The following is a 23,786-nucleotide window of genomic DNA, read 5'->3' on the forward strand; positions in this document are numbered from 1 at the left end:
TCGAGGCCCTTTGCTTGTTTTTATCAGTGAAACTTTCTCACGATTTCTTTGAAATAATCGCCGCGTTCTTCAAAACTGTCAAACATGTCAAAGCTCGAACAGCCCGGTGACAGCAGAACCACATCGCCAATTCTCGACTTTTGGTAAGCGATCAAAACCGCCTCCTCAAATGTACCGATCAGGAAGGTTTCCGAGAAGTCACCAAGGTCGCGATTAATACGTTCTTTGGCTTCCCCGACCAAGATCAAGGTTTTCACCTTGCGTTTTACGGATGTGCGCAATGGCTCGTAGTTCAGATTTGTATCCTTACCACCCGCGATCAGGATCACGTTTTCATCAAAAGTGTCCAGGGCACGCAAAACCGCATGCACGTTCGTAGCCTTGGAGTCATTGTAGAACATCACGCCGCCCACTTTACGCACGTATTCGATGCGGTGTGGAAGACCCGTGAAAGTATTGATAACTTTCTGAACCGCCTCACGAGTCGCCCCGTGTTCGCGGGACGCCAGAATCGCCGCCATGATGTTTTCCACGGAATGTTTCCCGCGCATTTTCATGCCTTTGATGCTGAAGCTTTCAATCTCAGGACCCGTGCGAACACGGATTTCATCGCCGATATTCACGGCACCACCGATGTTCATGATTTGCGGCTCCAAAGCCGGTTTACGGGAGAAGTAGAAAATACGACCGCGCTGAACCGCCGGGTCACGTGCCAGTTCAACCACGGCATTGTCATCCGCATTCAGGATGCTGGTTGTTGCCTGGTTGGTGTTTTTGAAGATACGGCGTTTTGCATTGACGTATTCTTCCATGGAGCGATAACGATCCAAATGATTTTCCGCCAGATTCGTGAAAACGATATTGCCCGGATTGAAGGTGTCACAGTGTTCAAGCATGAAACTGGAAACCTCTGCAATAACAACCTGAGCTCGGTCCTCCAGGCGCAGGTAGTCCACCAACGGCTTCTCATTGGCACCGCCCACCCATGTCTTAACACCGGACTCTGTCAGGATCGCCTCAGTGATTTTTGCCACTGTGGTTTTACCGTTAGTTCCTGTGATACCGATGATCGGTTCTTTGATGAAGCCAGCAGAGAATTCAAACTCACCGGTGATCTTAATTCCTTGAGAACGCGCGTATTCAAAGATTTTCAGGTTGCTGGGGACACCTGGGGAAAGAATCACCAGATCCTGTGCAATGAAAGTCTTGGGACTGTGCCCGCCCAATTCAAACTTGATTGGCAAATCACCCAGTTGTTCCAACTGTGCAGACAATTCAGGCTTGGATTTATGATCCGTCACAGTCACTTGCGCGCCATGTTTGGTCAGGAAATGCGCCAAGGAAACACCTGTTTTCCCCAAGCCCACAACCAAAATGCGCTTATCTTTTAAATCACTATACTCTTTATACATTTTCTTACCTCAACTTCAGAGTGGCCAAACTTAAAACCGCTAACAAAATAGAAATGATCCAGAAACGAACGATGATCTTGGTTTCCGTCAAACCACCCAGCTCAAAGTGGTGATGAATCGGAGCCATTTTGAAAACCCTTTTCCCGGTCATTTTAAAGGAAATCACCTGAGTGATCACAGACAAGGCTTCCACCACGAACACCCCGCCCAAGACAAGCATAAGAAGTTCATTTTGAGTGATGACAGCCATTGTGCCCAGGAATCCACCCAAGGAAAGTGAACCCACATCCCCCATGAACACCTGCGCCGGATAGGCATTGAACCACAAAAAGCCCATACCTGCCGCCACGATCGTGGCCGCCACAGGAGTCAGCTCCCCGGCACCCATCACGTGAGGAATTTGCAGATAATTCGCAATAGAGAAGTGGCCCGTCACATAGGCGAACAACCCCAGGGTCGCAGCCGAGATCATCACCGGCACAATCGCCAGTCCATCCAAACCATCCGTCAGGTTGACGGCGTTCGCGGTTCCCACAATCACCAAAGATGCAAACACGACATAGAAGTAACCCAGATCAATCGACACGGACTTAATAAAAGGAATTGTCACAGCCGTGCTCATACCGTGGAAGTGCACCAGCGCTGCCACCACCAGACCACTGATCAAAAATTCTCCGGCAAGACGGATTTTTCCAGACAGACCCTTGGAGTTCTTTTTGCTGACCTTGAGCCAGTCATCCATGTAACCGATCAAACCAAAGCCCCATGTGACGATCAAAACGCCCCACACCAAGGGGTTCATCATATCGACCCATAGAAGACATGGGATCAAAGTGGAAAGCAGAATCAATCCACCACCCATGGTTGGAGTGCCGGCTTTCTTCTTGTGGGTCTGAGGACCATCATCGCGGATCGCCTGACCAAAGTGCTTCAACTGAAGACGTTTGATAAAGTGTGGTCCCCACATCCAGCAAAGCAAAAATGCCGTGAAGAAGGCGATGAAAGTTCTGACGGTGATATATCTGAAAACATTCAGCGGCGAGAACTCATCTGCCATTGAATAAAGCCATTGATAAAGCATGTTGTGAAGATCCCCTGTTGCGACCTAAAAATTAAAATATTTCAGGAACTTAAAGGATTTAGCACATTCGCCAGCCTAAAATCAAGGAAAACTTGTTAAGTATATGATTTCACTTGGTTTTATATAATCTCTGATAGATGACACAGGTCATGTTCTTAACCCCAGGAAGTGCTAGACTGAGTACATCTAAGGAGGTCGTTGTGAAAATTGCGCTGAAAGACCATATGACAAGAAAGCTGATCACTGTGAACAAGGATGCCCCGGCAGCCGAAGCTCTTCGTCTGATGAACAACTATTGGATTCGCCATTTGCCCGTGATGGATACAGATGAGGACTATATCATCGGTATGCTTTCAGAGCGCGATCTTCTGCGTTCTCCCAACCCCGACACTCCGGTGTCTCACTTGATGACTTCTCCGATTAAGACTTTCCCTATTGAAGCGCCAATGAAAAGTGTGGTCGATGCCATGATCGAAGAAAAAGTATCGGCCTTCCTCATCACAAAAGAAGAGGAAGTCGTCGGCATCGTGACTTCAGAGGACATGTTGGTTTTATTGGATCAAATTCTAAAAAAGGATGAGTCCTCGGACGCCCCTTGGGTTCTGGGGGATTTGTTCGTTAATCCCCTGCTGCAAAGAACCGCCTATTTGGTCGGCCAAACAGGCGTCTAATGAAGAAACGGGAACCTTTGGACTATTGCTTTTCGGCGAAGTCCAAAGGTTCACAAGGGAACACAAAACGTTCCAACTTGGTTCCACGCGAGGCTTTTACGACGGCAATGTCGTCTTTTTTCAGGAACTTTGCGAGATCCTGACCCGCACTTTCCCGGTAGTCTTTTTCAACCCACGACGGATTCTTATACCCGGCACTGGACAGGCCTTTGGAAAAGGCCTCCGCATCCTCGCCGATAAAATAGACCTTATCAAAACCGGCTTTCCCCACCCAAGTGCCCAACTCTTCATGCAATGCAGCTGACGCCGGTCCCAGTTCGCGCATTTGACCGAAGACCCCCACTTTGCGCCCTTGCACGGACAACAATTTCATATTGTCGATCAAAGCCTTCATGCTGTCAGGGTTGGCGTTATAGGCATCAAAGATCATCTGCGCGCCGGATTTTAAATGCACCAACTGATTGCGACCCCAGTTCGTTTTGCAAGCTGGAAGTCCCGCCCACACCTGTTCCGGAGTCAATCCCACCGCCAGACCGATAGAAGCTGCCGCCATCAGATTGGTCAGATTTTGCGCACCGAAAACCTGAATGCGCGCGGTGTTTTCAACACCCCCAATGCTTCCTTTGACTGAAATCTCGTTCATGTTCATCGAAGAGATCATCAGATGCACATCCGCGCGAGGGTCTTCAGAAGAGAACGTCAAAATCCGGGCCTTCGGGAACTTCTCGCGCGCTTTGACATACATATTGTGGGTCTGCGCATTGTCCAGGTTGTAGATACGGATGGCCTTGTCACCGGCCGCCTCATAGATTTCCTCTTTGGCTTCGGCGATCTTTTCGATTGTTCCGAAGAACTCCATGTGCGCACGCCCCACCATTGTACAGACAACGACGTCAGGTTCAGCAATGTGCACAAGTTCGGTGATTTCACCGGCGTGATTCATCCCCATTTCCACGATGGCGACATCTTTTTTGGGATGAAGCTGCAACAGTGTGAAAGGCACGCCCCAATGATTGTTGAAGCTGCCTTTGTTGTAGTGAACGTCCATCACTGAACCCACCAGAGCGGCCGTAAATTCCTTGGTCGTGGTTTTCCCGTTAGAGCCGGTGATCCCCACAATGCGCGCTGAGGACTCATGACGAGCCCAATTCCCCAGTTGCTGCAAGGCCTTCAGCGTATCGGGCACCAGAAGAATCGTGACTTTGCTTTTTAAAGAGGCCACCAAGGGACTTTCATTATGCACCAGAAGTGCCGCAGCCCCCTGCTCCACCGCTTTATCCACAAAGCTGTGGGCATCAAAGGCCTCGCCTTTTAAAGCGATGAACAGCTGACCTTGCAGGTTCATGCGAGTGTCGGTGCCGATGCCGGAAAACTGCGTATCCTTTTGACTTAGAACTTTGGCACCTGTGACTTTGACAATTGTTTGCAGACCCATTGCTCTCATCGCACTACCTTCCTTGCAAGGCCTCTTCGGCCACTTTCACATCGCTGAACGGGAATTTCTGAGTCCCAATAATCTGATAGTCCTCATGCCCTTTGCCTGCGATCAGAATCACATCCCCGCGGCGAGCTTTCTTCAAAGTTTCATGAATCGCCTCTTTGCGATCCACGATCGTTGTGGTTTTATTTTTTTCACCGCCTGCGACCCCGGCCAGAATATCCTGGATTATGGTTTCCGGATTTTCCGTACGCGGGTTGTCCGAGGTGATGACAACTTCGTCTGAATACTTCAATGCCATTTGCGCCATCAACGGACGCTTGCCTTTGTCACGATCCCCACCACAACCGAAGATAGTCCAGATGCGGGCTTCTGACTGCAGACTTTCGCGAACCTTGTTCAACGAAGTCAGAACATTTTCCAAGGCGTCCGGAGAATGGGCATAATCGACAAAGACTGAAAGGTCCTTATTGTTCGGCACTGACTGCAATCGACCCGGCACACCCGTGAATGAATTTAAAGCTTCGACACAGACACTCAAGGGCAGACCGGCCGACAATCCCGCGCCCAGCGCCGCCAGCGCATTCATCACATTGTGAACACCTGACATTGGCAGCTTCACTTCGCTTTCCCCCATCGGAGTCCAGACTTTAAAGTGTGTCAGCGCAAAGTCCATTTTGATAATTTCATAGCGAATGTCCGAGTCCTTGGCACCATAGGTCCAAAGCACCGCGGGGTCAGCCACGCGCAAACGACGGCCATACTTGTCGGCTGTGTTGATGATGGCAAAACAAGGACGCTTGTGAGTCTTCCACAGAAGATCCGTGAACAGACGCTGTTTGGCCTCAAGATAATTTTCCATCGTATGGTGATAATCCAAATGATCGCGGGTCAAATTAGTGAAAATCACCGTATTAAAGGGAACACTGTCCACGCGCTTTTGATCCAAGGCATGAGAGGAAACTTCCATCGCCACTGCCAGGGCCCCTTCGGCCCGGAACTCGCGCAAGCGGCGCTGCAGGAACACCGGATCCGGCGTGGTCATCTCTGACGGCCAGACTTTTTCACCCAAATGATGATTCACAGTCCCGATCACTCCAGTGGGAATTTTGCCATGATTCAAAATGGCTTCGGTCATGTAAGTCACTGACGTTTTTCCATTGGTCCCGGTCACGCCGACACAGAACAACTCTTGCCCCGGGTCCCAATAAAACCGACTGGCCAAAATATCCAGGACTTCGCGTGAGTTGGCAACCTGCAGGACGACGCCTGCAAATTCCGCCGGAACCTGACTGCGGTCCTCCACGACAAGAGCAGCAGCGCCTTTGGCAACCGCATCCGGCAAAAAACTGTGACCGTCTAACTTGCTGCCACGAATGGCAACAAAGACCGAGCCCGGCGTCACCAGACGAGCGTCATTGAAAACCCCTGTCACTTCGATATGAGCAAATGCGTTTTCAGGAATTCCCGGAAGAATGGAAAAGAGATGTTGCAGTTTCACGCACTAAGAGTAACTTAGGACTCAGATATGAGACAACTCGGAAAAATACATTGCCAAGAAATAAATCGCGACGACGATGCGCCCTGGGTCATCTGTTTCCACGGCTATGGCGCAGATGCCAACGACCTGTTTTCGCTGGGAGAAATCATTTCCACCAAGAAACCCTTCAACTGGCTTTTCCCAAATGGAATCTTGGAAGTCCCCATTGGCCCGGCTTGGACGGGGCGCGCCTGGTGGTCCATTGACATGATGGAGATTCAGCGCGCACAAGAGCGCGGTGAGCATCGCGACTTCAGCAATGACACTCCCAAAGGAATGTCCAAAGCTTATGACATGGCCATGGAAATGATTAAACAGCTGAAAGTTCCATGGAACAAAATCGTTCTGGGTGGCTTCAGTCAGGGCGCCATGCTGGCGACTGAGCTTTATCTGCGTGCCCCGGAAACCCCGGCGGGACTTGTGATCATGTCTGGCACTTTGGTGCATCAGGATGAATGGAAGAAGTACGTTCCCCAGCGTGCGGGCCAAAGATTCTTCCAAAGCCACGGTGAATACGATGCCGTTCTGGGTTTTAAGCAGGCACAGAAACTTGAGACCCTTTTGAACCAAAACGGTATGAAAGGTTCCTTGGTGGGCTTCCGCGGAGGCCATGAGATCCCGATGCCGGTTCTGATGAAAATCGGCGACTATCTCAACTCGGTGACCTTGCCGTAACCGCTCTGTCGAAGACTTTGACACCCTGGGGGGCCAGAATCAATAGGACCTCAGGGATCGTGGCACCGAGCTTGCTGTTAAAAGCCTCTATGCTCGAACGCCTTTTAGCCTGCCTTATTCTGACTTTCGCTTGGACCTCAACAGGTCATGCTTTCAGCGTTGCGGAGAAGGCCTCAGCCCTAGCAAAGATGAGCTCTTATCAAGACGGCCCCAATTGCTTCAACACCTCCCTGCGGGCCTTGGGCTACACCGACACACCACTTTACGCTTCCAGCGCGGAAATCAAATACCATCTGAAATACCACTGTCAGGAAGTCCCTTTAAGTTTAAACAATCTCGAACCCTTGACACTGCTGACTTACAGCGAAGATGGCCATTTGATTCACACCGCTGTGGCCGTAAACGCGAAGAACATCCTGGAAAAAAACAGTCTGTATGGCAGCAAACATCAGGAAGTTTTTGGCGACCCCGCACCGGGAAAATATCTTTTGCACGCGGTGAAAGAATCTATCTTTTTCAGTCAGATTGATAATAAAGAAAGCGCCCAGGCCAAGGCTTACCGCTGCCAGGACCCGGCACAGGTATTAGCGCGGCAAAACGAATTTGAAGCGGACGACAGCCTTCGTCGCCTGAAAGAATTCCTGATATTTATCGGGACACTGCAGACCCTACAGAACAAGTCCGAACTGACAATGAAGCTCAACACCGAGCTGCTACAGAAGTTCAGCTCCTTGCGGATCACGGAAGCACTGGCGTCCTCGTCGCCATCAGATCAGAAAGAGCACTATCGCCTGAGTCTGGCAGAATCCCTGGCTTATCAATGGAATCTTCTAAATTGCTCGGAGGCTTACATGAAGTACGACGAATGTTATGCCCCTGAGATGCAAAGATCGATTGATACTTTGGAAGCCTTCTATCCGCAAATCTTCCGTTTGCGCGAAAAGCTACAGCTTTGAAAAATAAGTCTGCAGCAAAGGCACCAACCATTGCTGATGCAAAGAGGCCGTAAACCCTTCCCGTGACGCCTTGTCCACATTCATGTACCAGCTTGATGGGATGCCGAAGGGTGAGCCAACGCCCCCACCTTCCTGCGATAAGAGTCTGGCCGATGTTCCGGTGACAACTTCAATTTTATGAATCAAGTCCCTGAGTGAAAAGGCATCAGCCGACGCAAAATTGTAGGGGCCGGTCTTTCTATTTTCCAGCAACCAGAACAAAGCTCTGGCCGCATCCTCGGAGGTGATAAAAGAAAACTCAGCATCCAAATTAGGATAGTAGATCGCCTCTCCATTTTTCACCGCCCGCACCTGCCCCAGGAGGCGTTCGGTATAGTCATCTTCCCCCACAACAACCGGGAAGCGCGCACAAGCTACCGGGAAGGCCGTCTGAGTCGTAAAAACATGCTCTGCCGCGCGCTTTCCTTCGGCGTATTGTTCAGCCGGATTTGTCGCCTTGCGAGGCCGATAAGATCTGGCATCAAAGGCCGATTCCGGCAGATTGGCGGCAAAATCATAAACCGACATGGTTGAGGTCATAAGGTAATAAGAAATTTTTCCAGCGAACAGTTTCACCGACAACTCTGCATCGTGAGCGGTCATGCAGACCTGATCCACCACAACATCAAAAGTGTGTCCCGCCAACACGGCCGACATCGCCGCCTCATCCCCGCGATGAGCTTTCAAACGCTGCACTCGTGAGCCAAAATCATCCGGCACATTCCCACGCGAAAGCACGGTGACCTCATGGTTTTTCTCAAGCAGCTTATGAACAAGACGGCGGCCGAAATAGCGGGTTCCACCCATAATCAGAATTTTCATCGCAGGTACTCCTTTCTCATTTCCGCGGCACACTTCTGCATACTGGAAATATCCGCACTGGCTTTTAAAATAGCCTCGATCCGCTGTGAGTCCGAGAACGGCAGATCTTTATACAGATAGCGCAAACCAAAATCATGCTTCTGAGGACTGTGACGCAAACGCAGTGACTGAACAAACATCCCCACCAGGCGTTGATAAAACAAGTATGTGTCGATGTATTTGCCGCGCAGGGATTCCTTCAAAAAAGTTCTGTACAGAACTTCAAAATGGGCCTGCTGAAGTGGACCAAGTGGCGTTGCTTTCTCAAGGGTGGTCAGGGCGGAGGCTCTTTGCAGGATGCCGGACTTATCCCACAGAATATCAGCCTTGCCATGCCGATCCTGATTAAAGAACTCTGCCAAATCCTGCGCCTGATCCGTCACAAAGATACCGAAATCCACATAGTAGAAGTCCGGTGTGCCTGACAGAATATAGAACTTCTGAACAAAACCTTTCCACATGGCAGGCCCTGTGACAGGCCAGATGCGCTCAAGACCATAATGGCTCTGCAACGTGTCTTCCACCGCCTGAAAGATCCGCTCTGGATGCAATGACACGACGACCATATCGGTGTCTGAATAGACATCCTCGCTGCCCGTTGCACGCGAGCCCCCCAACCAGGCGGCGTCCGCTTCGGCTAAAGAGTTCAAAGCTGTTTTTAGTTTTTCTACCAGTTGTTCCCGCTGAAAAGAAGTGCTCATACCCTATGATCGGCGAGCCCCGGGGGATTCACCAGCCCCGGTTATCAAGTACTGCTAATTGAAACCACAGGATCTATCTGTGCTGACCCAGCTCTGCCAGGACATCCCAGCCAAACTTTTCCAGCTTGGCGTCTCCGATACCATAGATGTTTCTCATCTCATCCAGATTGCGTGGATTTTTCTGCGCCAGATGCCTTAGGGTCTGGTCACTGAAGACCACAAAGGCCGGAGCATCCAGCTCTTTGGCTTTTTCTTTTCTCCAGCGCTTTAGCTGTGCCAGACGTTGCTCCTGCATTTCGTCCAAAACAATATCCTGGGCCCCGCCCTTGGCTTTTTTCGGTTTCGCAACGGCTTTGATTTTTTCAACAGCGATATCCAGCTTTTCCAGCGGTGTGATCACTTTTTGAACCTTCCGACTGGAACGGGCATCGCAACTGTCACAGTGCCCACAACGTTCGATACGTTGGGAATCCTTGTAATAAGTCAGAATCTCAGCATGGCGACATTCACCACCTTCAGAGTAATTCACCAAGGCGTCCAGGTTTCTCCATCGCGCATCCTTGATATGATCCGGAGCCTCTGAGCTGTGAATAAAATACGACTGCAAGCCCTTGTCTTTCTTTGCATACAAAGTCAGACAAGTGGATTCCTGACCGTCACGACCGGCACGCCCCATTTCCTGATAAAGAGCATCGATATTCGCCGGAATCTGGAAGTGAATGACCAAACGCACATCCGGCTGGTCGATCCCCATACCAAACGCATTCGTCGCCACCAGAATGCGCAACTTGCCTTCAGCATAGGCCTCCTGAGTCGAGTTGCGCTGCTCTGAAGTCAGCCCGGCATGATAGAAGCCCACCTGTGCACCGAACTTTTTTTGCAGGAAAGCCGCAATGCTTTCTGTGACCTTGCGCGTACCGCAGTAGACGATAATACGCCCCTCGGGGGTCTGCTTGATCCCCTGAAGCAACAAGGCCATCTTCGCCTCTTCGTCTTCGCATAGCTCGACCTGATAAAACAGATTGGAACGATAGAATCCGTGAACCATGCGTTCGGGCTTTTTAAGCTGCAATTGTTTGGAAATATCATCCAAAACCGTCGGCGTCGCCGAAGCCGTCAATGCCAGCACCGGAACATCCGGACAGAGCTTTTTTAGAATACCCAGTTGTGCATACTCTTCACGGAAATCATGCCCCCACTGCGACACGCAGTGAGCCTCGTCTATCGCAAACAGACCCACCTGACGAGCCTGCACCCAGCGATGAAAGCCCTCTTTCTGCGCGCGCTCTGGCGACAAGTACAGTACAAAGGCCCCGCCCTTGTTGATCTCCGCGAAGACCTCACGCTTGTCATCATCTGACTGCCCCGAGTGCAGACATCCTGCAGGAATGCCATAACGGCGCAAAGAAGCCACCTGATCCTTCATCAAGGCGATCAATGGTGAAATCACAATCACCAGTTTTTGCATGACCACAGCGGGATACTGATAACATAAGGACTTTCCGCCCCCTGTCGGCAGCACCGCCAAAACATCGCGACCAGAGAGAACGGCAGAAATAATCTCCTGCTGACCACGTCGGAATCCGGGAAGATTGAAGTATTTTTTGAGCTGATTTTCCTGCGGATTGACGGCAAATTCCATAGACGACACTTTCATGCAAAGCTCCTTTGATAGCAACAAGATTGCATGGCTAATTTTGCTGCTGCGCAAGCCTTCCAGCAAAATCCAAACACCGCTATAAACCCTTGAAAATCCAACGGAGTTTCCTTCACTTCCGAATTTCAGACAGGAATATGCGAGACCTTTAAATGGAATTATGAGACGCTGAAACCTCTCAAGGAGTTGAAATGAAAAGAAATCTTCTAATTTCACTATTCATATTAACTGCAGGGTGCTCATCTCCGGCCCCCGTAGGCAAACCCGCTGCCACGGCTCCGCCGGTCAAAGTTGATCCGTATCCCGGCAAGGCTGTGTGTTTTTTGCTGATTGATGCACAAACAGGACAGATCCAAAAGTCCGTGAACGAAGAAAACTGCAACATCCAGCTTCCGGCCTGCTCCACCTTCAAGGTGCCTCTTGCGGTGATGGGCTTTGATTCTGGAATATTAAAAAATGAAACCACCAGATTTAAGTGGAACAGACAAATGCATTCCATCGAAGCCTGGAATCAGGATCAAACGGCGGCGTCCTGGATGAAAAATTCCACAGTTTGGTATTCACAGGTTCTGACCGGGAAAATGGGTTATGAGAAGCTGCAAAACTATCTGCGCAAATTCGACTATGGAAATCAGGATCTTTCCGGTGGGATCAAAACAGCCTGGCTAACACCGGCTTCGGTTATTAACGAAGAAAAAGGATTTTCCCTAAAAATTTCCGCCTTTCAGCAAACCGACTTCCTGAAAAAACTTTTGTACGACAAACTTCCAGCCAGTAAACAATCCCAAGACCTGACCAAAAAAATCATCTTCCTGGAAACCACGCCAACAGGGAGTAAATTCAGCGGAAAAACCGGCTCTGGCTATACCGACTCGACACTGAAACGCCGTATCGGCTGGTTTGTCGGGACACTCACCACCAAAGATCATCAATATGTCTTTGCCACAAATTTCACGGACACCGTGGATGTTGAAAATGGCGAATTCGGAAGCCGCTACGCCAAAGAGCTGACCATTGAGCAACTAAAGGAAGAAGGCCTTTGGTAAAATAAAAAAGGACTCTTGCGAGTCCTTTTTTTTATTTCAAGATCACCGTGATTTCCTTGTTTTCCGGAAGCTGTGATCCCGGAACAGGCTGCACATCACTGACCAGTCCCTGCCCCACAAATTTCACCTTCAAATCCTGCCCGCTGACCCGACGAAGAACCTCGCGAGTGCTCATGTTCAGAAGATTGGGAACTGTTTCACCGGTGGCCACCTCAGTCACTTTATCCAACTCGGCTGCCGTGATAATTGCCGGCGCCACAGTCACTTTTTTGGCCGGTTTTGGATTTTCCGCGGCGATCTTGCGTGTTTTCGGATTCACTGTCGATTCTTCGGCCAGCGGCAATGGGGCAATGCCCTCTTTGCGAACCGCATAGGAGGCGACTCGCGAGAACACCGGCGCCGCCACTGTCGAACCATAATAGGACTTACGCGGAGAATCCACAGCGATGTAGATCACAAATTTGGGATCATTCGCAGGAATAAATCCGCCAAAGCTGGATACATAAACACCCTTCAAGTAACCTCGGCCATTGGGGTTGACCTTCTGAGCTGTCCCAGTTTTACCCGCCACCATGAAACCATCAACACGGGCATTGCCGCCGGTTCCACCCTTCGTCGTAACCCCCACCAACATGGCCCGCATCTGAGCGGCCTGCTCTGGGGAAAGAATTCGGCGGATGGGTTTAGGCTGAGTTTCCACCAGTTCCCCGGTTTCGGCATCGCGCATGGACTGAACGATGTAAGGCGTGTTCAACACACCACCGTTGGCAATCGCCGCAAACGCGTTGGCGATCTGCAATGGTGTGGTGGAAATACCGTGACCGAAAGAGATATTACTAAGCAAATGCTGTCTCCAGGGAAGAGCCTGCACCATCCCGCGTGCTTCGCCCGGAAGATCCACACCCAAACGCTGGCCAAAGCCGAAATCCAAAAGGCCCTGACGAAGTCGTTCCTGCCCCATTTTAAAGGCGATCTTGGTTGTACCAACGTTGGAAGACACTGCCAGGATTTCTGACACCGTCAGATCTTCAAACTTTTCTCTGGTTTCAGCTTCCCGGATGATACGATCACCCACTTTGAAACTTCCCTTTTCACAGTAGAACTTGCTGTTCGGCTGAATCAGTCCATCGCGCAATGCCGCCGCAATCACGAAGGCCTTCATCGTAGAGCCTGGCTCAAAGGCGTCAGTGACAATCTTATTGCGACGATATTCTGCCGGGGCTTTGGCGGCTTTATTCACATCAAAAGTCGGAGCCGACGCCAGCGCCAGAACCGCAGAAGTTTTGGCATCCAGAATCACACCCACCGCATGATCGGCTTCAAAGGTGGAAACGGCATTGGCCAATTCACTTTCAAGCCGATACTGCAGATCAGAATCCACGGTCAGCTTCAGTTCACTTCCTTCCGGATTTTCAATGAACATCAGACCGTCATTAATCAAGGGACGGCCACGGGCATCACGCTTCACCATCACTTTTTTCTTATTTCCTGTCAGAGCCTGATTATAACTGAGCTCCAAACCCTCAAGCCCCTGACCTTCACTGCCCAGGAAGCCCAAGGTTTGAGCCAGCAGGGTTTCATTCGGATAAACCCGGCGCCATTCTTCAACAAAGGACAAACCACGAATGTCCCAGGATTTGATTTCATCGGCTTTGTCCTGCTCTAACATGCGCTGAATCCACACAAAGCGACGACTGCCGTCTTTGATTTTGCTGTAAATGGATTCTGGTGATTGGTTCAGAACTTTCGCTAACTTCTTAGCCACCTGTTTGCGATTTTCCAGAATTTTCGGATCGGCGTACAAGGAATATGCCGCCGCCGACATCGCCAGATCCCGGCCATTGCTGTCGACAATCGCCCCACGACGGGCCGGCAATGAAACCTTGGTTTGAAACTGACGGTTCTGCAAAGAGTTCAGACGATCATTTGGCAAAAATTGCAGATAAGCCGCACGCATCGCCAGCGCGGACCACAGAACCAGAATCCCTACGAAGATGACAACAATACGTGATTTCAAACTACAGATCCTTTTTTGCGATACCTTTTTCAGATACAGAATTCATGTCGCTGGCCAACGGACCGCCAAGATGAATGATCTGATTTGCCTGTACTTTTTTTAGTGTAAACTTCTGCTGCGCCACGGAATCCAGCAACTGCGGACGAGTGATTTTCGCCAGAGCAATTTCTTTGGTGCGCTTTTCTTCCCAGACTTTTTTGTGTTCGCGGGTCAGTTTCAGAACGCTGTAACCCATGCGACGTTCCTCCATTTGCAGGAAGACGATGGAAAACAGCGTGGAAATGATAAGTAGGATGCTGAAGAACGGTTTTAGCTGTTTAAAGTTTTCCTTGCTCATCCTGAGCACTCCTCTCGAAGATTCTCAATTTCGCAGATCGCGAGCGAGAATTTCTGTCACACTCTTCCTGAGTGGGAACAATTACTTTTTTAGTTACCGTGCGCCCCATATCCTCAGAGGCACGGAAAATATTCTTAACAATTCGATCTTCCAATGAGTGGAAGGAAATCACTGCCAAACGACCGCCCGGATTCAACGCCCGGATCATTTTCGGCAAGGACTCGGCCACCACCTCCAGCTCGGAATTCACTGCCAGCCGCAAAGCCATGAAGTACTTGGTCGCCGGATGATGACCCTTTACCTGCCACCCATCCACACGCTCAATCAGGCCTGCCAGGGCGCTCGTTGTCTGAAATGCTTTGGTTTTGCGATCGTGAACAATCGCACGTACGACTCTGGAAGGGCGATAGACCTCGCCGTACTCTTTGAAGATTCGAATGAGTTCATCCTCAGAAGCCGTATTAATAAGCACCTCAGCCGTCAATCCCTGCTGTTGGTTCATTCGCATGTCCAGGGGACCATCGTTATAAAAACTAAAGCCTCGTTCCCCCTGGTCTAATTGCGGAGAACTCACACCTAGATCTAAGAGCATCATATCAAAGTTATTTAGATTGTGTTCTGAAAACTGCGAGAAATTACCGTGGATTATCTTTAACTGGCCCTTCTCGACTTCAGTCTGGAAGCGGGTTTGCGCGTAGGCAATAGCTGCCAGATCTTGGTCCATGACCGTGGCTTTGATCTGGGGGTAGGCAAACTTCATCGCCATGTAGTGGCCACCGCGCCCAAAGGTCCCATCGAAGTAACTCAATTCACTTTTGTGTCTTAGAGGATAGAAGGCCCCCAACACTTCCTGAAGCAAAACAGGATAGTGTTCAGGAGAGAATTCAAAAGGAAGCTCGACCTTGGGCGGGATCTCTTCTTCGTGACGTTCAATTTTTTCACCGGATTTGGGCTTATACTTCTTCATGATCGCGCGCTTTCGCTGGTTTGAAATTCCTGTGGGATTTTCAAGGTATGAATTATTCTATTGAGCGTCAAGTCGCTTTGTCTTACCCTGATTGCATGCTTATCAACTGCCCCCGCTGTGGTTTTCAACAACCTGAAGACAAATACTGTGCGCAGTGTGGCGTTGACATGGAGAGCTTCAAACCCGCAACACCACCCCTCTGGAAGCGCTTCTTTGGCAATCCGCTGATTCAGCTCTCATTGGTCGTTGTCGTCGCCGGCGGCGTCGGAATCACTTTGTATCAAAAAGGCCAGCAAAATCTGGAGCGCCGGGTGCAGTACCTGAAGTCCTCTGTGCAGATCAACTCCACCAATGGAACTCCGGATCTTGCTGAGGCTGCTCCGGTGGCCGAGAGCAATGTCGACTCCACGTCGCAATCCTCAGAAGCTGCTGATGGCGTGGTGGATGCCTACAAGGTGGAACCTCCACCGGCCTCTGCCCTGGCCGCGGCGCCAACGCCGGGGACCTCTCCGACGCCGGCCCCCGAGACCGACAGCAAAAATCCGCGCAATGTGGCCAGAACCGGCGCCCACCTGATTGTTTATTATGCCGAAGTGCCGCGCAGCCGCTTGAACGCGATCTTTACAGCCAGCAGATCCACCGGTCAGTTTATGAACTTTAACGAATACACCGCCGGGATTCTGCCTGACTTCAAAAAAAATGTCCTGGATCAGTCCGACATTCAGATATTGCACAAAGAAGACCGAACTCTGAGCACCAGCCGCACCCTGCAGTGGTCCTATGCCGCCAAAAACCGCACGAACCCATCCATGGAGATCGGCCTGACGACTTTCTTCGAACTCAGCGATCTTGAAAACAACAGTCTGCGTGGCAATCTGGAAATTCAACGAAACTGGCTGGAGCCTTCCCCGAACGGATCCTTTGAACTTCAACGAAAATCCTTCCCCGCTATTTTTGAAATCGGCGGTGAAACAGGATTCTTTATGTCCGGCGTCCTGCCCCCAGGCTCCGGCATCGACCGCCCTATCGAAGATGATCTGATGAACTTTGAAATCTACAAAATCCTGCGCTCGCCCCGCTTCCGTGCTGGTCAGAGTGAATTTGTGATCTTTGTCGATTTTGAAAAAGGCAATTAAAACACCAAAGGCAACATCATGACATTTCAGCAGGAACTGGCTCATCACTATGGGCCGCAAGTGCATCTTATCGACAATCCTTTCTTGAATGGTCTTCTGGCCCGCCTGTGCTCCCCGGAAACCTTCCAGCCCGAAATCAACCGCATCGTGGAAGTTCTTTACACCCACATGATTTCGATCACGATCAACAATGAATTCCAGATCGAAAAATTCAAGCAAGACACGCGCATGACTGCGGTCCATCCCGAACAAAAGCTTTCCGGCAACAGAGTCCAGACAACACAAAAGGCTGTCAGCGTGAATCTGGCCCGGGCGGGAACTTATCCCAGCCATATCTGTTACAACTTCCTGCACTATGCCCTGCCTGCCCAGAATGTTCGTCAGGACCATATCTTTGCTGCCCGCGTGACAAACAGCAAAGACGCTGTGACAGGGGCCGAGTTTGGCGGCATGAAGATCGGCGGCGATGTCAAAGACGCCCATGTGATCTTCCCAGACCCCATGGGCGCGACTGGAAACACCATGGTGACCGCGATTGAACACTACAAGACCCATATCGAGGGCCCGGCCCGTAAATTTATCGCCCTGAATCTGATCGTGACCCCGGAATATCTGAAGAATGTACTGGCTGCTCATCCGGAGGTCGTAATCTATGCCTTAAGACTTGACCGGGGACTGTCCCCTCAGGCAGTTTTAGAGGCAACTCCCGGACAGTTTTGGGATCAAGAACGAGGCCTGAACGACAAACAATACATCGTCCCAGGCGGCGGGGGCTTTGGCGAAATCATGAACAACTCCTTCGTATAAAGTTGGAGAAAGGACCACCATGACGAATCTTTCCTTGAAACCCTACATCACTGAGGAGCAAATCCAGCAAAAAGTAAAAGAGCTGGGCGCGACTCTTTCCAAAAAATTTAAAAACGAAAAAGTGGTGGCGGTTTGTGTCCTGAAGGGTTCCTTCATGTTCTATTCCGACCTGGTTCGCGCGATTGATGCTGACATCACTTGTGAATTCTTCGGTGTGGCTTCTTACCACGGCGGGACTTCCTCTTCCGGTGAAGTGAAAGTGACTTTGGATCTGGCCAGCCCGATTGAAAACTGCCACGTGATTCTGGTGGAAGACATCGTGGACACCGGCCTGACCATGAACTACCTGAAAAATGCCATCCAGTCCCGCAAACCAAAAAGCCTGACAACAGTGTCTTTGCTGGAAAAACCGGACGCTTTGAAGGTGAAATGCGATATCGACCACGTGGGCTTCAAAATCCAAAACGAATTCGTTGTGGGTTACGGGTTGGATTATCAGGGTTACTACAGAAACCTTCCCTACATCGCGCAAGTTCAGAACTTCCAGTAAGATTCACTGGGATGAAAATAAAAAAGGAGCCCACAAGGCTCTTTTTTTTATTTTCAGAATCGTCTGTTGGTTAGAATGTGCAGTTGATTTCGGCCAGGGCTTTCTCAGAGAAAAGACTTTTCACAGAATCCAGCGCATAGCCCAAGGAAACAACTTTCAAATCCGGACTGACCTTCACCATCATCACTTGATAGTCCTGGCCAGAAGGACCTTCAGACGGCAGTTTTTCTTTTTTAGTCAGAACACCTTTTTTGTAAGTGATGCTTAAACCGGGACGCACCTGCAACACGCCCTCTTTCAAAGGCAGCTTGTCCGCGGGAATACGGATGGAGTCCGTGATCGACGTTTCCTTATCTGATGCCAGCGACACCACCACTTCATCACGGCCTTTTAAATCTTTACGGTTTTCAACCGAGTAACTGCACGAAGTGGCATCCGTCCCCAGAATATTGGAAAACCCCAAAACTTCTGTGGTGGTTTTGCTCACAACAGGCGCTGCCTGAGAGATAACTCCTGCCAAAAGAACAGTGAAGAACATGGTGGTTTGCTTTTTCATAATACTCCCACAGGCTGATAGAACTTAGAAACTGTGAGAGTATAGGAGCCCCAAGCCCCCCTTTCCAGACGCAATAATCGGCTCTGCGAAAAGGGGGAAAGACCTTTTGTTTTCAATCACTTAGGCTTTTGCAAAACTTATCTGTCACCTTTTTATACAGCCCTTAACGCATCAATATGCCGACACCGAACAAAACATACAAAGCGGACGACCCATAGTTGATCCACTTCATAGAGATTTTTTGCGTCAACTTTTCGCCAAAGACCACGGCCAAGCCATCGGCGAACAACATCCCCATCGTGGTGCCCAAAGTGACCAGAGTCAGACTTTGATATTTAGCCGCCAATGCCACTGTGGAAAGTTGAGTCTTGTCACCGATCTCTGCGAAGAAGAACAAAACTGTTGTCGTCCAGAAGGCTCCCCACTTCATATCATTGGTGTCGGAATCATCTTTGTCAGGAATCAGAATCCAAAGAGCGAATCCAAAGAAAGTCAGCGCCAATCCCCAGCTTAACCACTGACTTGGGATCGTAGAGGCGATCCATCCCCCCGCCCAGGCGGCCAGAGCATGATTTAATACTGTGGCGACGAAAATACCACCCATCACATGCCAGGGCTTTTTATATTTTGACGCTAAAACCAACGCCAACAGTTGGGTCTTGTCACCCATCTCTGTGGCGGCGACTAGTAAGAATGAATTGATGATTGCTTCCATTTGCACCCTCGATACAGTTATGACCGTGAGGCTGCTTCAAAAAAGAAAACGAGACCACACGGTGCTTTGTTAAAAACACTCGTGTCAGTCTCGTCAACAGCGGATCTTGAGGATCCTTTGCGTTTAAACCGGAGTTCATCACTCAGTATGTCGGCCTAAACAAAATCTGGGAAGATTTTCGACTACTCCCTAACTACTTGGCCAACCTACGAAAGGCCGAAATGAAAGTCAAAAGATAATTTCCCCGCAGCATGATGTTGCACATGCGATGCTACAGCTTGGCGGAACGCCCCTTTGGGTTTTATATACAAACAATGAAGTCCCTCAAAAAACAAATACTTACCGCTTTCTTTACCGCCGTCCTCGCTTTAGCCGCCTTAGGTGTCGGCTTGTGGTATTCCCAACAAGGCCCCCGGATGGGTGGAAATTTTAGCCTGATTCACGAAGGGAACATGTGGACCTTTTCTGAACACGCAAAACCTCTGAATTTGCTTTATGTCGGCTATGCGAAGTGCCCGGACGTCTGCCCGATGGCTTTAAGTTTTTCCGCACAGGCGTTTAAGATGCTGACCTCCAAAGAGATCTCTCAAGTGCAGTTGATCTTTATCAGTGTGGACGCCAAGAATGACACCGCCGAGTCCGTTTCCACTTATGCCAAACAGTTCAATCCGGAGTTTATCGGGCTGACTGGAACACAGGAAGCCATTGATCTGGCCATCAAACCCTTCGGCGCCACCTATATGGTTGAGGAAAATCCAAAATCCTACCTGGGCTATTCCATCGCCCATACGGATCGTATTTTTATTTTAAATAAAAAAGGCATCGTCGTGGATTCCATTCCAAGCCCACGCTCTGCCGAAGAGATTGTGCAAAAAATTAAGGAGAATTTATGAAAATGATGACTCTGGCCGCTTTGGCCTTGGCATTCAGTCCCGTGGCCTTTGCAGCCAAAGAAACCAAGAACTCACTTAACATCATTGAAGCGCGCATCTTTGCGCCACTGAAAGGCAGCTCGGCGACAGCGGGCTATGGCACCTTCACCAACACCACCGGCAAAGAGGTCGCCGTGACTATCGAAAAAGTGGAGCCGTTTAAAGCCGTGGAAATGCACGAGACCATCGAAAAGGAAGGCCGCATGTCCATGCAAAAAGTGGAAAAGCTGATGATCCCCGCGAAGGGCTCTGTGGATCTGAAACCGGGCGGCAATCACATCATGCTATTCGACCCGATCCGCGAAGTGAAGGCGGATGAAACTTTGAAAGTGACCTTCAAGGTGAACGGCAAAAGCGAAACCTATGACTTCAAAGTCATTCCCCGCGTAAAACCGGAAGGACATCATCATCACTAGAAAGCGGGGGACATTTCATTCCCCCGACGTTCGATCAAGGCATTCTCTACGAGCGACGCCTTTCCTCAAAATAAAAAAGGCGGAGCATTCACTCCGCCTTTTTTATTTTAAAAACCTAGCGCAGATCAAACAGCAGGAACTCGGTTTCCTTCAGAGCCTTGATCCGCAAGGACTCTTCCTGCTCCACCGCCAGGCCATCGCCGGATTTCAACACCTGACCGTTGACCTCCAGCTCGCCTTCTGCCAGTTGCAACCAGGCAGCGCGACCGGGACGAAGTTTGAATTCCTGTTCATGACCTTCAGTGAAAACAGACGCGTACAAGTTCACGTCCTGATTGATCATCTGACTGCCCTCACGACCGTCTTTGGAAACAATCAGCTTGAACTGATCGAGCTTCTGCTCCCGAGTGAAGGACTGCTGTGTGTAACCCGGCTTAGCCCCGGCCACATCCGGCATAATCCAGATCTGGAACAATTGAAGCTCTTCTGTTGGTGACGGATTGTACTCGCTGTGGCGCATGCCGGTTCCGGCGTGCATGGTCTGAATTTCGCCTGCTTTGATCTGGCCGACGTTCCCCAGACTGTCTTTGTGCTCCACAGTTCCTTTCAATACATAGGTGATGATTTCCATGTCGCGGTGAGGATGAGTGGGGAAACCGGAAGATTTCGCAATCCAGTCCTGATTGATCACACGCAAATCACGGAAGCCCATGAATTTAGGGTCGTAATAGTCGGCAAACGAGAATGTGTGCATGGATTTCAGCCAGCCGCCAAATTCCGCATAGCCTCTGTCGGCAGATTTACGTTGATACATCATAAAGAACTCCTCTCTTCGAGCGCTACGCCATTGTAGCTATATTTTTGCGCCCGTACTGTTGCTTCTTTGCATAGTTGTTGGCGTCAGGAAATATCCTACAAAATAAAATGATCTAAAAAAATTATAATTTTTCTATTAAAATGATCTAATTTTTTGATATACTTTCCTGGTATGACGCTGGATCAACTGCAAGTCCTTAAAACCATTGTTACTTCCGGAAGCTTCCGAGCCGCTTCCCAGGAATTGCATCGCGCCCAGAGCGCGGTCAGTTACTCCATGCGCACTTTGGAAGACGAACTGGGTTTTAAATTATTTAGCCGCGACCAGTACCGTCCGACATTGACCCCCCAGGGCCGGGCTTTCTTAAAGAAAGCCAATGACCTGATCTTTCAGTTCGATGAACTGGGGGAAACTGCTGAGTTTTTAAAAAGAGGACATGAACCGATCATCCGTCTGGCCGTCAGTGCGCTGTGGCCCCTCCCGAATTTGGTCGGCGCGCTGAAGGAATTCTCTTCACGCTTCCCCCAGACGGAGATCAAAATTATTCACGATGTTCTCAGTACAGATGAACAACTGCTGGAGGACCATGCCGACATTTCCCTAGGCACGATCTTTAACGAAAAAGGACTCCTCATCACTGAGGAGCTTTTCACTGTGGACATGGTGATGGTGTGTTCAGCCAAGCATCCCTTGGCAAAACTGAAAAAACCCACCACCGAAGATCTGAAGAAGTATCCTCAGATTGTTCTTTCCAGCACGGTGAAAAGCTCCGACCGCTCAGGTGGTATCGTGAATCAGTCCAACACCATCAGCGTGCAGGATCTGCAAACCAAAAAAGTGTTTCTGGAGGGCGGCTTGGGTTACGGCCGCATGCCCGACTTCGCAATTAAAGAGGAAATCAAGAAAAAATCCCTCGTGACGCTGGGACAAAAGCCGATCACCCTTCACGCCAGTATCGCTCGACACTCCGCAAAGGATTTAGGCCCCTGCGGCAAATTCATCTGGAACTACTTTTCACGTGGACAAGGCAAGAAGCTAAAATAGAATGTTCGGCGACAGAAACACCCGCTTTTCACCGGGGCGGGCGATCGCAAGGAGGCAGAATGAAGCAGTATCATGATCTCATCAAAACAGTGCTTGAACAGGGTGTAAAAAAAGAAGACCGCACAGGCACGGGTACGATTTCCATGTTTGGGTATCAGATGCGCTACAACCTGCAGGAAGGCTTCCCCCTGGTCACGACCAAGAAGCTTCACACCCGCTCCATCTTCCATGAGCTTTTGTGGTTCCTTAAAGGTGACACCAATATCAAGTATCTTCACGACAACAAAGTAACCATCTGGGACGAATGGGCCGATGAAAATGGCAACCTGGGTCCGGTGTATGGTAAACAGTGGCGCTCGTGGGAAACCGCTGACGGACGCACGATTGACCAGATCACAAATGTGGTGGAACAAATCAAAAAGAATCCAAATTCGCGCCGTCTGCTGGTTGTGGCGTTCAATCCTGGTGACGTTGACAAGATGGCCCTGCCGCCTTGCCACGCTTTCTTCCAGTTCTACGTGGCCAACGGAAAGCTTTCCTGTCAGCTGTATCAGCGCAGCGCGGATATCTTCCTGGGCGTTCCGTTCAATATCGCCAGCTATGCATTGTTGACTCATATGATCGCGCAGGTTTGTGACCTTGAAGTGGGTGACTTTGTTCACACACTGGGGGACGCCCATTTGTATTTGAATCATCTGGAACAAGCCAAGCTGCAAATCAGCCGCGACCTTCGCCCGCTGCCACAGTTGAAACTGAATCCTGCGAAGAAAGATCTTTTCGACTTCACGTATGAAGACATTGAAATTGTCGGCTACGATCCACATCCGGCGATCAAGGCCGAGGTGGCAGTATGATTTTGACTCATGTGGTGGCTTGCTCTGAAAACCGCGTGATCGGGGCACAAGGGGGACTTCCCTGGCATCTTCCCGAGGACATGAAGTTTTTCCGCGAGACCACCAAGGGTCACATCATGATCATGGGCCGAAAGACTTTTGATTCCTTCAACGGTCGTGCGCTGCCAAACCGTTATCATATCGTCATCACGCGCGATCCGTCCAAACACAGCTTCCCTTCGACCGAATCAAGTCCTGTGGTCTTTGTATCTTCGATCGAAGAAGCCGTTGAACATGCAAAACCCCTGACTGAAAAGTGGGGGGATGAGGTGTTCATTATCGGTGGTGGTGAGATCTACAAACAAGCGATGCCGATCACGGACAAAATCTATCTGACGCTGATCCACCAAGAATTTCCGGGCGACACTTATTACCCTGAAATTGACCAAAGTGTTTTCACCCAGACTCACCGTCGGGATGTCGAAACGCCCATACCTTTTTCGTTTCTGACCTATTTGCGAAAGTAAGGTCCAGAATCAAGTCCCAATTTGAGAACGCACCATTTTGGACTCTACCAACACG

Annotated in this window: 25 protein-coding genes; 12 read left to right on the forward strand and 13 right to left on the reverse strand. The window is 50.0% G+C overall.

Annotated elements, in window-relative coordinates; genetic code table 11:
* Positions 1-23 precede the first annotated feature (23 nt).
* Both murD and mraY read right to left on the reverse strand, forming a co-directional pair.
* Entirely contained in the window at positions 24-1,412 is a 1,389-nt protein-coding gene (murD, locus tag ACZ5ZZ_RS14285) for a UDP-N-acetylmuramoyl-L-alanine--D-glutamate ligase (protein WP_464118372.1), read from the reverse strand.
* Between the two features lie 4 nt (positions 1,413-1,416).
* Positions 1,417-2,493, reverse strand: coding sequence for a phospho-N-acetylmuramoyl-pentapeptide-transferase (mraY, locus tag ACZ5ZZ_RS14290; protein WP_464118373.1), 1,077 nt, complete (start codon positions 2,491-2,493; stop codon positions 1,417-1,419).
* Positions 2,494-2,693: 200 nt separating this feature from the next.
* Here mraY and ACZ5ZZ_RS14295 point away from each other — a divergent pair, with 200 nt between their 5' ends.
* Positions 2,694-3,164 (forward strand): CBS domain-containing protein, encoded by a 471-nt coding sequence (locus tag ACZ5ZZ_RS14295; protein ID WP_464139992.1) that lies wholly within the window; start codon positions 2,694-2,696, stop codon positions 3,162-3,164.
* A 22-nt stretch (positions 3,165-3,186) separates the two neighbouring features.
* On the opposite strand, the gene ACZ5ZZ_RS14300 is transcribed toward ACZ5ZZ_RS14295, so the two are convergent.
* Positions 3,187-4,608 carry a UDP-N-acetylmuramoyl-tripeptide--D-alanyl-D-alanine ligase gene (locus ACZ5ZZ_RS14300; RefSeq protein WP_464139994.1) on the reverse strand — a complete coding sequence of 474 codons (1,422 nt, stop codon included), beginning with the start codon at positions 4,606-4,608 and terminating at the stop codon, positions 3,187-3,189.
* Between the two features lie 4 nt (positions 4,609-4,612).
* A complete protein-coding gene (locus ACZ5ZZ_RS14305; protein WP_464131944.1) occupies positions 4,613-6,103 on the reverse strand; it encodes a UDP-N-acetylmuramoyl-L-alanyl-D-glutamate--2,6-diaminopimelate ligase in 1,491 nt (496 codons plus the stop codon).
* Between the two features lie 27 nt (positions 6,104-6,130).
* Here ACZ5ZZ_RS14305 and ACZ5ZZ_RS14310 point away from each other — a divergent pair, with 27 nt between their 5' ends.
* Complete coding sequence (locus ACZ5ZZ_RS14310) at positions 6,131-6,817, forward strand: alpha/beta hydrolase (protein ID WP_464118377.1); 687 nt, start codon at positions 6,131-6,133, stop codon at positions 6,815-6,817.
* Between the two features lie 89 nt (positions 6,818-6,906).
* Positions 6,907-7,773, forward strand: a complete 867-nt coding sequence (locus ACZ5ZZ_RS14315) for a hypothetical protein (protein WP_464139996.1) — start codon at positions 6,907-6,909, stop codon at positions 7,771-7,773.
* Here the strand turns inward: ACZ5ZZ_RS14315 and ACZ5ZZ_RS14320 are convergent.
* From ACZ5ZZ_RS14320 to ACZ5ZZ_RS14330, 3 genes are all read right to left on the reverse strand, one after another.
* Positions 7,762-8,634, reverse strand: a complete 873-nt coding sequence (locus ACZ5ZZ_RS14320; protein WP_464139998.1) for an NAD-dependent epimerase/dehydratase family protein — start codon at positions 8,632-8,634, stop codon at positions 7,762-7,764. The two genes, ACZ5ZZ_RS14315 and ACZ5ZZ_RS14320, sit on opposite strands and share 12 nt — an antisense overlap.
* Complete coding sequence (locus ACZ5ZZ_RS14325; RefSeq protein ID WP_464140000.1) at positions 8,631-9,374, reverse strand: hypothetical protein; 744 nt, start codon at positions 9,372-9,374, stop codon at positions 8,631-8,633. Before ACZ5ZZ_RS14325 ends, ACZ5ZZ_RS14320 begins: the two co-directional genes overlap by 4 nt.
* A 73-nt stretch (positions 9,375-9,447) precedes the next feature.
* Positions 9,448-11,031 carry a RecQ family ATP-dependent DNA helicase gene (locus tag ACZ5ZZ_RS14330; RefSeq protein WP_464131952.1) on the reverse strand — a complete coding sequence of 528 codons (1,584 nt, stop codon included), beginning with the start codon at positions 11,029-11,031 and terminating at the stop codon, positions 9,448-9,450.
* Between the two features lie 191 nt (positions 11,032-11,222).
* Here ACZ5ZZ_RS14330 and ACZ5ZZ_RS14335 point away from each other — a divergent pair, with 191 nt between their 5' ends.
* Positions 11,223-12,077: a penicillin-binding transpeptidase domain-containing protein gene (locus tag ACZ5ZZ_RS14335; protein ID WP_464140002.1), complete on the forward strand. Its 855-nt coding sequence runs from the start codon at positions 11,223-11,225 to the stop codon at positions 12,075-12,077.
* Between the two features lie 31 nt (positions 12,078-12,108).
* On the opposite strand, the gene ACZ5ZZ_RS14340 is transcribed toward ACZ5ZZ_RS14335, so the two are convergent.
* The 3 genes from ACZ5ZZ_RS14340 to rsmH are packed head-to-tail and all read right to left on the reverse strand — an operon-like array spanning position 12,109 to position 15,398.
* Entirely contained in the window at positions 12,109-14,094 is a 1,986-nt protein-coding gene (locus ACZ5ZZ_RS14340; RefSeq protein ID WP_464131956.1) for a penicillin-binding transpeptidase domain-containing protein, read from the reverse strand.
* 1 nt (position 14,095) lies between these two features.
* A complete protein-coding gene (locus ACZ5ZZ_RS14345; protein ID WP_464118386.1) occupies positions 14,096-14,431 on the reverse strand; it encodes a histidine kinase in 336 nt (111 codons plus the stop codon).
* Positions 14,412-15,398: a 16S rRNA (cytosine(1402)-N(4))-methyltransferase RsmH gene (rsmH, locus tag ACZ5ZZ_RS14350; RefSeq protein WP_464118388.1), complete on the reverse strand. Its 987-nt coding sequence runs from the start codon at positions 15,396-15,398 to the stop codon at positions 14,412-14,414. Before rsmH ends, ACZ5ZZ_RS14345 begins: the two co-directional genes overlap by 20 nt.
* Positions 15,399-15,445: 47 nt before the next feature.
* On the opposite strand from rsmH, the gene ACZ5ZZ_RS14355 reads away from it, so the two are divergent.
* The 3 genes from ACZ5ZZ_RS14355 to hpt are packed head-to-tail and all read left to right on the forward strand — an operon-like array spanning position 15,446 to position 17,891.
* Positions 15,446-16,534, forward strand: coding sequence for a hypothetical protein (locus ACZ5ZZ_RS14355; RefSeq protein ID WP_464131958.1), 1,089 nt, complete (start codon positions 15,446-15,448; stop codon positions 16,532-16,534).
* A gap of 18 nt (positions 16,535-16,552) precedes the next feature.
* Positions 16,553-17,341, forward strand: a complete 789-nt coding sequence (locus tag ACZ5ZZ_RS14360; protein WP_464131960.1) for a uracil phosphoribosyltransferase — start codon at positions 16,553-16,555, stop codon at positions 17,339-17,341.
* A gap of 19 nt (positions 17,342-17,360) precedes the next feature.
* On the forward strand, positions 17,361-17,891 hold the full coding sequence (gene hpt, locus ACZ5ZZ_RS14365) for a hypoxanthine phosphoribosyltransferase (protein WP_464118392.1): 531 nt from the start codon (positions 17,361-17,363) through the stop codon (positions 17,889-17,891).
* A 70-nt stretch (positions 17,892-17,961) separates the two neighbouring features.
* On the opposite strand, the gene ACZ5ZZ_RS14370 is transcribed toward hpt, so the two are convergent.
* Positions 17,962-18,447, reverse strand: a complete 486-nt coding sequence (locus ACZ5ZZ_RS14370) for a hypothetical protein (RefSeq protein ID WP_464118394.1) — start codon at positions 18,445-18,447, stop codon at positions 17,962-17,964.
* Positions 18,448-18,610: 163 nt separating this feature from the next.
* Entirely contained in the window at positions 18,611-19,162 is a 552-nt protein-coding gene (locus tag ACZ5ZZ_RS14375) for a TMEM165/GDT1 family protein (protein WP_464118395.1), read from the reverse strand.
* 314 nt (positions 19,163-19,476) lie between these two features.
* Here ACZ5ZZ_RS14375 and ACZ5ZZ_RS14380 point away from each other — a divergent pair, with 314 nt between their 5' ends.
* The gene (locus ACZ5ZZ_RS14380) at positions 19,477-20,055 is read left to right on the forward strand and encodes an SCO family protein (protein ID WP_464140004.1); all 579 of its coding nucleotides are present in this window, start codon (positions 19,477-19,479) and stop codon (positions 20,053-20,055) included.
* Positions 20,052-20,510: a copper chaperone PCu(A)C gene (locus ACZ5ZZ_RS14385; protein ID WP_464140006.1), complete on the forward strand. Its 459-nt coding sequence runs from the start codon at positions 20,052-20,054 to the stop codon at positions 20,508-20,510. The genes ACZ5ZZ_RS14380 and ACZ5ZZ_RS14385 overlap by 4 nt, the downstream gene beginning before the upstream one ends.
* 115 nt (positions 20,511-20,625) lie before the next feature.
* Here ACZ5ZZ_RS14385 and ACZ5ZZ_RS14390 read toward each other — a convergent pair whose 3' ends face one another.
* On the reverse strand, positions 20,626-21,327 hold the full coding sequence (locus ACZ5ZZ_RS14390; protein ID WP_464140008.1) for a pirin family protein: 702 nt from the start codon (positions 21,325-21,327) through the stop codon (positions 20,626-20,628).
* 171 nt (positions 21,328-21,498) lie between these two features.
* Here ACZ5ZZ_RS14390 and ACZ5ZZ_RS14395 point away from each other — a divergent pair, with 171 nt between their 5' ends.
* The 3 genes from ACZ5ZZ_RS14395 to ACZ5ZZ_RS14405 are packed head-to-tail and all read left to right on the forward strand — an operon-like array spanning position 21,499 to position 23,731.
* Positions 21,499-22,371 carry a LysR family transcriptional regulator gene (locus ACZ5ZZ_RS14395; RefSeq protein WP_464140010.1) on the forward strand — a complete coding sequence of 291 codons (873 nt, stop codon included), beginning with the start codon at positions 21,499-21,501 and terminating at the stop codon, positions 22,369-22,371.
* Between the two features lie 59 nt (positions 22,372-22,430).
* The gene (locus tag ACZ5ZZ_RS14400; protein WP_464118401.1) at positions 22,431-23,225 is read left to right on the forward strand and encodes a thymidylate synthase; all 795 of its coding nucleotides are present in this window, start codon (positions 22,431-22,433) and stop codon (positions 23,223-23,225) included.
* Positions 23,222-23,731, forward strand: coding sequence for a dihydrofolate reductase (locus tag ACZ5ZZ_RS14405; RefSeq protein ID WP_464140012.1), 510 nt, complete (start codon positions 23,222-23,224; stop codon positions 23,729-23,731). Before ACZ5ZZ_RS14400 ends, ACZ5ZZ_RS14405 begins: the two co-directional genes overlap by 4 nt.
* Positions 23,732-23,786: the final 55 nt, after the last annotated feature.

The organism is Bdellovibrio sp. HM001 (assembly GCF_055397275.1).